The organism is Rhodococcus wratislaviensis (genome assembly GCF_900455735.1).
Taxonomy (GTDB): Bacteria; Actinomycetota; Actinomycetes; order Mycobacteriales; family Mycobacteriaceae; genus Rhodococcus_F; species Rhodococcus_F wratislaviensis.
Window position 1 is genome coordinate 331,488 of sequence record NZ_UAUI01000027.1, and the last position, 8,125, is coordinate 339,612.

Consider the following 8,125-nt stretch of genomic DNA (forward strand, 5'->3'; position numbering starts at 1 on the left):
GACACGGGATGCGCGACGGTCCTGACCTGGCCGTTCGGGGTCCACTTGACGGGCCTCCACCGACCGGCTTTACTTGAAATGAGTTCGAAAATACGTTCGAACAAAGCGTCTGTTCGAGCCGCGTCTTCCCCGTGGTTGCCGACCGCTGTTGGTGCCGAGTGTCAGGGGTGTCGAGTTGGCTGAAGTGGCCGGCGAGCCGGGGTTTCCGGTGCCGGGGTCTCCCGAGTTGTCCGGGCTGTCCCGGCAGGAGCGTCTGGACTACCTCCGGCGACGGATGGCCGCAGTCCCCGCGCGCGGGGAATCGGTGGCGAGCCGCGCCCCGGTGGAGAGTGCGTTCCCCACGACGGGCACTTCCGCAGCACCCGATTCCCGTGCTGCCGGGGTACTCCCGGTTCCGGCTGCGCTGGCCGAACTCCTTCCCCGTGGCGGGCTGGTGCGCGGTTCGGTGGTGTCGGTGTCGGGTGCCACCTCGCTCCTGCTGGGGTTGGTCGCGTCCGTGACCGCGGGCGGCGGACACGTCGCGGTGATCGGGCATCCCCGGCTCGGGGTGCTGGCAGCGGTCGAGATGGGGGCGCAACTGGAACGGCTGGCCCTGATCCCCGACCCGGGTGCCGATCCGGTGGAGATCGCCGCGGTGCTGCTGGACGGAATGGATCTGGTGGTGCTCGGACTGGGAGGGGCGTCGGTGGCGCCGTCCCGGGCGCGTGCGGTGGTGGCCCGGGCCCGGAGCAAGGGGTCGACCCTGGTCGTCACGGACGGGCACTGGGACGGCGCGGAGATGCGGCTGGAAGCCCAGGTGCACGGATACGCCGGACTGGGCAACGGATCTCAGGACCGGGGCTGCGGGCGGTTGCGTTCCCTCAGCCTGGCGGTGTGCGCCCGGGGGCGGTCGTTCCAGCCGCGCACCACCCGGCTGGACGTGCGGTCGGCGCAGGGCCGGGTGGAATGGGTGAGTACTCCGGAATCGGTGGTGCCTCTCGAGAATGCCCCGTTCCCTGCGCCGGTGGAGGTGGTGGGTCTGTGAGCCGGGTGCTGGCGTTGTGGTGCCCCGACTGGCCCGCCGTCGCGGCGGCGGCTGCCGCGGACCTCCCGCCGACTCATCCGGTGGCGGTGACGTCGGGGAATCGGGTGATCGCCTGCTCGGCACCGGCCCGCGCGGACGGGGTGCGCAGAGGTCTGCGCCGCCGCGAGTCCCAGGCCCGGTGCCCTCGGTTGCACGTGGTGACAGCCGATCCCGACCGCGACGCGCGGCTGTTCGAGCCGGTCGCCTCGGCCGTCGACGCGGTGGCCCCCGGTGTCGAGGTGCTGCGGCCCGGTCTCGTGGTGCTGTCCGCTCGCGGCGTCGCCCGGTACTTCGGTTCGGAGGAAGCCGCCGCGGAACGGTTGGTGGATCAGGTGTCGGCGGTGGGGGTGGAGTGTCAGGTCGGCATCGCCGATCAGCTGTCCACGGCCGTGATCGCCGCGCGCAGAGCAACTCTCGTGCCACCCGGTGAGGGGGCGGCCTTCCTGGCGCCGCTCCCGATGCGGGAACTGGCCGCGGAGCCGAGCCTTGCGGCACCCCACCGCGGTGAGCTGGTCGATCTGCTGCATCGGCTGGGGTTGCGCACGATCGGCAGTTTCGCCGGGCTGTCGGCGGGCGATGTGGCCTCGCGGTTCGGAACCGATGCGGTGCTGGCACATCGGGCCGCGCGGGGTGAACCGGAGCGTCCGCCGTCGGGGCGGTCGTTGCCTCCCGACCTGGAGGTCGAGGAACGGTGCGATCCCGTCATCGAACGGGTCGACGCCGCCGCCTTCGCCGGGCGTGCGCTGGCGGAGAAGCTTCATCGCACACTGTCGGACGCCGCGGTGGCCTGCACCCGGCTGTCGATCTCGGCGAGCACCGGTAACGGTGAGCAACTGTCCCGGATCTGGAGGTGTGCGGAACCGTTGACCCCGGAGGCGACGGCGGACCGGGTGCGGTGGCAGCTGGACGGGTGGCTGACCGGGCGCAGCGAGAAGCGGCCCACCGCCGGTATCGCCGTCCTGCGGCTCGAACCGGTGGAAGTGGTGGCGGCAGGCGCCCTGCAGCTGGGGCTGTGGGGTGGGGTCGGCGACCAGGACGAGCGGGCTCGGCGGGCTCTGGTGCGAGTGCAGGGTCTGCTCGGCGGGGAAGCCGTGCAGGTGGGGGTCCTCAGCGGTGGGCGGGGCCCGGCGGAGCGCATCACGTTGCTGCCGTTGGGTGACGAGTTGATTCCGCGCAACGATCCGTCGGAGCCGTGGCCGGGCACGTTGCCGGAACCGGCGCCTGCCGCGGTGCTGACCGCGTATCCGGAGGTGTGGATGTCGGACGAGCGGGGTATGGCTGTGACGGTCACGGAACGTGGTGTGTTCAGCGCACCTCCCGCGCGGTTGCGATGGGGGAGCCGAGAGTGGGCGGTGTGCGGATGGGCCGGACCGTGGCCGGTGGACGAGCGGTGGTGGGACCCTCCGGCCGCCCGGACGGCGGCCCGGGCCCAGGTGCTGCTGGAAGAGTCGCGGGCGCTGCTGGTGATCTGCACGGCAGGCCGCTGGGCGGTGGAGGGAATCTATGAGTGACACAGAGCGGGACGCATCGCATCGCAGGGTCGTCGTCCAGGAATTGACGAGTCTCGACGGGTTCGTCGCCGGGCGGTCCGGCGAGCTGGACTTCTTCGATGCGGTGTCGGATTACGGTGAGGTGGACCGGTACAACCTCCATCTGCTCGCCGACACGGACCTCGTCCTGCTGGGGCGCAGGACGTACCAGATGTTCTCGGACTACTGGCCCACCGAACAGGCTCGGGGTGAGGTCGTGGCCGAGACCGTCAACTCGATCCCGAAACTCGTGTTCTCCTCGACGCTGGACAGTGCCCCGTGGGGGGATCGGGAGCCGGCGCAGCTGTGGCCGGGCGACGCCGTCGAGCGCGTGGAGCAACTCCGGCAGGAGCCGGGTGGCGACATGATCGTCTGGGGGAGCATCACCCTCGCGCGGGCACTGCTCGCCGCCGAACGGGTCGACGAAATCCAGTTGCACGTGGTGCCGATCCTGCTGGGGCACGGGCGCAGGCTGCTCGACGAGGACACCGGGATGCATGCGCTGACATTGCTGGAGTCGAAGGGGTACGACTCCGGGGTCGTCACGCTGCGTTATCGGGTGGGACGGGCGGCGTAACCCGCCCAGACGATCTGCCTTGCAAACCGGCCGTTCGAAATGCTTTGCTGTGCAGAGGGTCGCGTGCCGGTGGCGGACAGCGTCAGGCATGGAGGCCCGCCACAGTCGCACCGTCGGTTCGTGGCATACCTCGAAAGGGTCGACTGTGACCATTTCTTTCAACCACACGATCGTCGCTGCCAAGAACAAGCAGGAGTCGGCGTCCTTCTTCACCACGTTGTTCGGACTGCCGGACGCCGTGCCTGCCGGCCATTTCCTGGCGGTCGCCCTCGAGAACGGGGTCTCTCTCGACTTCGCGGAACCGCCGATCGAATTCCAGCCGCAGCACTACGCGTTCCTCGTCGGAGAGGACGACTTCGACAGGATCTACGGTCTGATCGTCGAGTGGGGTCTCGATCACTGGGCGGATCCGCGGCAGACGCTGCCGGGCACCATCAACACCAACGACGGCGGGCGGGGCGTCTACTTCCTCGACCCGTCCGGTCACTATCTGGAGATCATCACCCGCCCGTACGGGTCGGGCCGGTAGTCCGCGGGCGGGGTGTCCGTACTCGCTAGTCTGGATTCTCGTGGAGACGAGCAGGACTACCCCGACGCGCGCCGGTATCGAGATCGCCTACCGAGACAGTGGCGAGTCCTCGGGGTCGTCGGACGTCCATCCCGTGCCGGTGGTTCTGGTGCACGGGATGGGCGGTGACGGCGGCACCTGGGACCGCTTCGCCCGCGCACTCGTCGCCCGCGGGCGACGCGTCCTCGTCCTGGACCTGCGGGGGCACGGTCGCAGTGCCCGCGCCACGTCGTATCTGTTCGAGGAGTTCGGCGCGGACGTGGTGGAGGTGTGCGACAACCTCGGGCTGACGCGGGTGGATCTCGTCGGGCATTCGCTCGGTGGTCATGCGGCGTCGCTCGCGGCCCAGGCCTCTCCCGGGCTGGTTCGCCGGCTGGTGATCGAGGAGGCACCGCTCCCGTTGCGTCCCGGTGACCCGGAACAGGTCTTCGCGAATCGGCTGCCGTCGCTGCCGGAGCTGTGGCACGCGACGACGAGCCTGATCCGGCATCCGCGGGCGGCGTTCGCCTTCGATCGGTCGATGACGGGTTCGGCGCTCGAGCAGTTCCGCCGCCCGGATCCGTTGTGGTGGGACAGATTGCCGGACATCGAGGCCGACACGCTCATCCTGCGGGGTGGTCCGGGTGGAATGGTGGATCCGCACAGACTCGAGTCCGCGGTGGCGGCGATACAGAACTGCCGGGTGGTGGTGTTCCGCAGCGGGCACAGCATTCACCGCGACCGCTACGACGACTTCGCGGCGGCGGTCCTGCCGTTCCTGATGAAGCCCGAGACGAGCTGACAAAAAGTCCGAAAATGTAAACCGTGACGGCTTCGGCAGGACTAGCGTGGGAACCGAAGCGGGGGCTCGGAACGAGACGGTTGTCACGACGAGCGCCCCGAAGCTGCGGGGCGTCCGACGACGTCTTCCGCACGTCCGGAAGAAGGCCAACGATGTCGACACTCACGCCCGGACGCCCCTACGCGCCCGGCAGGCAAGGGTTCAGCTCGCTCCGCGCGGGGGGCCTCAACTGGGACGCGTTCCCGTTGCGGCTGTTCACGAAGGGTAACGCCAAGTTCTGGAACCCCACGGACCTCGACTTCAGCCGGGACGCGGAGGACTGGGAGGGACTGAATTCGGAGCAGCAGCGCAACTCCACGTATCTGGTCGCACAGTTCATCGCCGGTGAGGAAGCGGTCACCGAGGACATCCAGCCGTTCATGAAGGCGATGGCCGCCGAGGGGCGCTTCGGGGACGAGATGTACCTGACGCAGTTCTGTTTCGAGGAGGCCAAGCACACCCAGGTGTTCCGGTTGTGGATGGACGCGGTGGGCCTCACACGAGACCTGCACCCCTTCGTCGCCGAGAACCCGTACTACCGGCAGTTGTTCTACGAGGAGCTGCCCGGATCGCTGAAGGTGCTCGAGACCGATCCCAGCCCGGCCAATCAGGTGCGGGCCAGCGTCACCTACAACCACGTCATCGAGGGCAGTCTCGCGCTCACCGGGTACTACGCGTGGCAGAAGGTGTGCACGACGCGCGGGATCCTGCCGGGCATGCAGGAACTGGTCCGCAGGATCGGCGACGACGAACGACGCCACATGGCGTGGGGAACGTTCACCTGTCGCCGGCACGTCGCCGCCGACGACAGCAACTGGGGTGTCGTCCAGGAGCGGATGGCGGAGCTGATGCCGATGGCACTGGGCATGATCGACTGGGTCAACAAGCAATTCGAGGTCCAGCCGTACGGGCTCGACGACCAGGAGTTCATCGCGTACGCCGCAGACCGGGCGCAGCGCCGGCTGGGGGCGATCGAGTCGGCGCGCGGACGCCCGGTCGAGGAGATCGATCTGGATTACTCACCCGAGGCCCTCGAGGAGAAGTTCGGCGAGGAGGATGCCAAGGCGATGTCGGAGGCCGCGGGCTGAGGCACGCGGTGCGGTGGGAATGGCAGGATCGGCTCATGGCGCTCACCGCACTCGACCGCAGACTCCTCGGCTGGTCCGCAGCATTCGTGATCTCGCAGGCGAACATCGTCCGGCTCCTCGGCCCGGTGGCACCCCGGCTCGCCGACATCCAGACGGCCCGGTCCGCCCGGTCCTACACGGCGATCCTCGACGGAATGACCGACGCCGAGACGGCGCGCTATCGCAGCCACTACTACCCGGACTTCGTCCATCCCGTGATCTACGCGGTCGCGCTGCGCACGGGCGCACGACGTCTGGCGGAGCTGACACCGCTGTCGCCGAGAACGCAGAAGGTGCTGTCGGCCGCCCCGGTGATCTCCGCGGCGGGCGACTACGCCGAAAATATCGTCGGGCTGTATCTGCTGTCTCATCGCGAGCACATCACCGACGCGACCGTGCGGACCACCAGTGCGGTCAGCGTCACCAAATGGGTGCTGGCGCTCGGGGCGCTCGGATATCTTTCCCAGGGATTCGTCCGGGTCTGGGCGGGAAGACTGTTCTCCCGCTAGATTCGGGCACATGTGTGCTGCCGAGCTGAGCGTCGAGTACTTCGCCGGACAGGCCGAGTTCCGGGAATGGCTCGGCGCTCATCACGACTCCTCACCCGGCATCTGGCTGAAGATGGCCAAGAAAGGGTCGGCGCATTCGTCGATCATCTACGACCAGGCTCTCGAGGTCGCGCTGTGCTACGGCTGGATCGACAGCCAGGTCCGCCGCGTCGACGACGACTTCTTCGTGCAGCGGTTCACCCCACGCTCGTCACGAAGCCCGTGGTCGAAGCGGAACCGGGAGTTCGCGGAGAAACTCGCCGAGGCCGGTCTCCTCGAGCCCGCGGGCGCGGCGGAGGTGGAGCGGGCGAGGGCGGACGGTCGCTGGGACCGCGCGTATGCAGGACAGAAGGCGGCGCAGATACCGCAGGACTTCCTGGACGCCCTCGCGCAGAACCCCGAGGCCGAGGCCTTCTACGCGACACTCGACAGCCACAACCGGTACGCCGTCTACTACCGCCTGCAGGACGCCACCCGCCCGGAGACGCGTGCCCGCCGTATCGAGAAGTTCGTCCAGCAGTTGTCGGAGCGCAGGAAGTTCCATGACTGACCGATTTTCGCGACTGACACAATGACACCGTGCCTGACACGATCACCGCCACCTGCTCCGCTTTGTCCGCGACCGACGAACCCCTCGCGGGCACCGCTGCGCACGTCACGGGCTGGGTGTGCCTGGAGTTCCCCGGTGCGTGGGGCCGGGACGTGCTCGACGGCACCGCCCTCGGACCGGGCCTGGCCCGTGAGCTGGACGCCCGCGCCGACGCCGCCGGGGTGCGGGTCATGTTCATCCGCCGGCCGGGCCGCAGCACCGCGGCCCCGGATCGGCGGACGGTGCTGCTGGCGCAGTCGCATCCCGCGCGGTCGTGGTGCGAGCGGCTCGAGATCGCCTACCCGGAAGACTTGCTCGACCTGGACCTCGGACTGATCGCGGGAACCGCACCCGGTCTCGGCACGCCGGTGACGGACCCGGTCGTCCTCGTCTGCGCGCACGGGAAGAGGGACCAGTGCTGCGCCGTCCTCGGACGGCCGGTCGCGGCGGGCCTGGCCGCGGAGTTCGGCGACGCGGTGTGGGAGTGCTCGCACACGGGTGGGCATCGGTTCGCGCCCTCGCTGATCCTGCTGCCGACGGGGTACACCTACGGCCGGCTGTCGGCGCAGGAGAGTGTCGACGCGGTCCGCGCCGCCGCCCGGGGCGAGGTGTACCCGACCGGGCTGCGCGGCCGCAGTTGCTGGGATGCGCCGGGGCAGGTGGCGGAACTCGCCGTCCGGGATCTAGTGGACGCGGGCGCGGACGAACTCACGGTGGACGCGAACTCGGTTGTCGCGCATCGTGACGGGCGCCGCTGGGTGGTCGACCTGGAGGAGCGGGAACTGCCGCCCCGGCCGGCGAGTTGCGGGGCGGCGCCGAAGCCGGTGCGACCGGTCGTCGCCACCGGAGTTCGCGCCCTCGCCCCCTGAGGCGGTCACCAGTGGGTGCCGGGCACCAGCCTTCCGACCTTCCGGGCGGCGCGGCCGAGCATCGACGAGGTGTGGTGGCGGGGTTCCGGCGTGGGCTGAGGCGCCGGGGCCGCGTCGTCCGTGCTCTGCCCCTTCGCCGCCGGTGAATCGGGGAACATGCGATACATCTGGTGCATCACGCGATCCTTGACGGCGGGTGCGAAGACGCGGCCGAGTTCCCCGAGGGTGCCGGTCGGGACGTCGATGCGCTTGGGCCGTTCGATGAGCGCCCGGACGACCATTGCGGCCGCCTTCTCCGGGGAGGTGATCGGTCCGACGTTGTACCGCCCGGTGGGCGCGATCATCGGCGTCTCGACCAGTGGCATGTGGATGGTGGTGAACGTGATTCCGTCCGAGAGGGTTTCGGACGCCGCGACGTCGGTGAAGCCGTCGAGG

At 69.5% G+C, this 8,125-nt stretch carries 9 protein-coding genes and 1 pseudogene; 9 read left to right on the forward strand and 1 reads right to left on the reverse strand.

Annotated features, from left to right (window positions below; all coding sequences use genetic code 11):
- Positions 1–184 precede the first annotated feature (184 nt).
- From DTA22_RS33400 to DTA22_RS33440, 9 genes are all read left to right on the forward strand, one after another.
- Positions 185–1,024, forward strand: coding sequence for a hypothetical protein (locus DTA22_RS33400; RefSeq protein ID WP_037244824.1), 840 nt, complete (start codon positions 185–187; stop codon positions 1,022–1,024).
- The gene (locus tag DTA22_RS33405) at positions 1,021–2,574 is read left to right on the forward strand and encodes a DNA polymerase Y family protein (RefSeq protein ID WP_037244826.1); all 1,554 of its coding nucleotides are present in this window, start codon (positions 1,021–1,023) and stop codon (positions 2,572–2,574) included. Before DTA22_RS33400 ends, DTA22_RS33405 begins: the two co-directional genes overlap by 4 nt.
- Positions 2,567–3,169: a dihydrofolate reductase family protein gene (locus DTA22_RS33410; protein ID WP_112302248.1), complete on the forward strand. Its 603-nt coding sequence runs from the start codon at positions 2,567–2,569 to the stop codon at positions 3,167–3,169. Before DTA22_RS33405 ends, DTA22_RS33410 begins: the two co-directional genes overlap by 8 nt.
- A gap of 145 nt (positions 3,170–3,314) precedes the next feature.
- Positions 3,315–3,698, forward strand: a complete 384-nt coding sequence (locus tag DTA22_RS33415; RefSeq protein WP_174233898.1) for a VOC family protein — start codon at positions 3,315–3,317, stop codon at positions 3,696–3,698.
- Positions 3,699–3,738: 40 nt separating this feature from the next.
- Positions 3,739–4,518, forward strand: coding sequence for an alpha/beta fold hydrolase (locus tag DTA22_RS33420; RefSeq protein WP_037244832.1), 780 nt, complete (start codon positions 3,739–3,741; stop codon positions 4,516–4,518).
- Positions 4,519–4,670: 152 nt separating this feature from the next.
- The gene (locus DTA22_RS33425; protein ID WP_037244834.1) at positions 4,671–5,645 is read left to right on the forward strand and encodes a R2-like ligand-binding oxidase; all 975 of its coding nucleotides are present in this window, start codon (positions 4,671–4,673) and stop codon (positions 5,643–5,645) included.
- Between the two features lie 35 nt (positions 5,646–5,680).
- Positions 5,681–6,193, forward strand: a complete 513-nt coding sequence (locus DTA22_RS33430; RefSeq protein ID WP_112302249.1) for a hypothetical protein — start codon at positions 5,681–5,683, stop codon at positions 6,191–6,193.
- A gap of 10 nt (positions 6,194–6,203) precedes the next feature.
- Entirely contained in the window at positions 6,204–6,782 is a 579-nt protein-coding gene (locus DTA22_RS33435; RefSeq protein ID WP_112302250.1) for a YdeI/OmpD-associated family protein, read from the forward strand.
- 29 nt (positions 6,783–6,811) lie between these two features.
- Positions 6,812–7,690: a sucrase ferredoxin gene (locus DTA22_RS33440; RefSeq protein ID WP_112302251.1), complete on the forward strand. Its 879-nt coding sequence runs from the start codon at positions 6,812–6,814 to the stop codon at positions 7,688–7,690.
- 5 nt (positions 7,691–7,695) lie between these two features.
- Here DTA22_RS33440 and DTA22_RS33445 read toward each other — a convergent pair.
- Positions 7,696–8,125, reverse strand: a pseudogene (locus tag DTA22_RS33445) (SDR family oxidoreductase); the annotation flags it as partial.

Coding starts and splice junctions, on each gene's coding strand:
- DTA22_RS33410 (WP_112302248.1), top strand. CDS start 2,567: ATGAGTGACACAGAGCGGGACGCATCGCATCGCAGGGTCGTCGTCCAG.
- DTA22_RS33425 (WP_037244834.1), top strand. CDS start 4,671: ATGTCGACACTCACGCCCGGACGCCCCTACGCGCCCGGCAGGCAAGGG.
- DTA22_RS33430 (WP_112302249.1), top strand. CDS start 5,681: ATGGCGCTCACCGCACTCGACCGCAGACTCCTCGGCTGGTCCGCAGCA.
- DTA22_RS33435 (WP_112302250.1), top strand. CDS start 6,204: ATGTGTGCTGCCGAGCTGAGCGTCGAGTACTTCGCCGGACAGGCCGAG.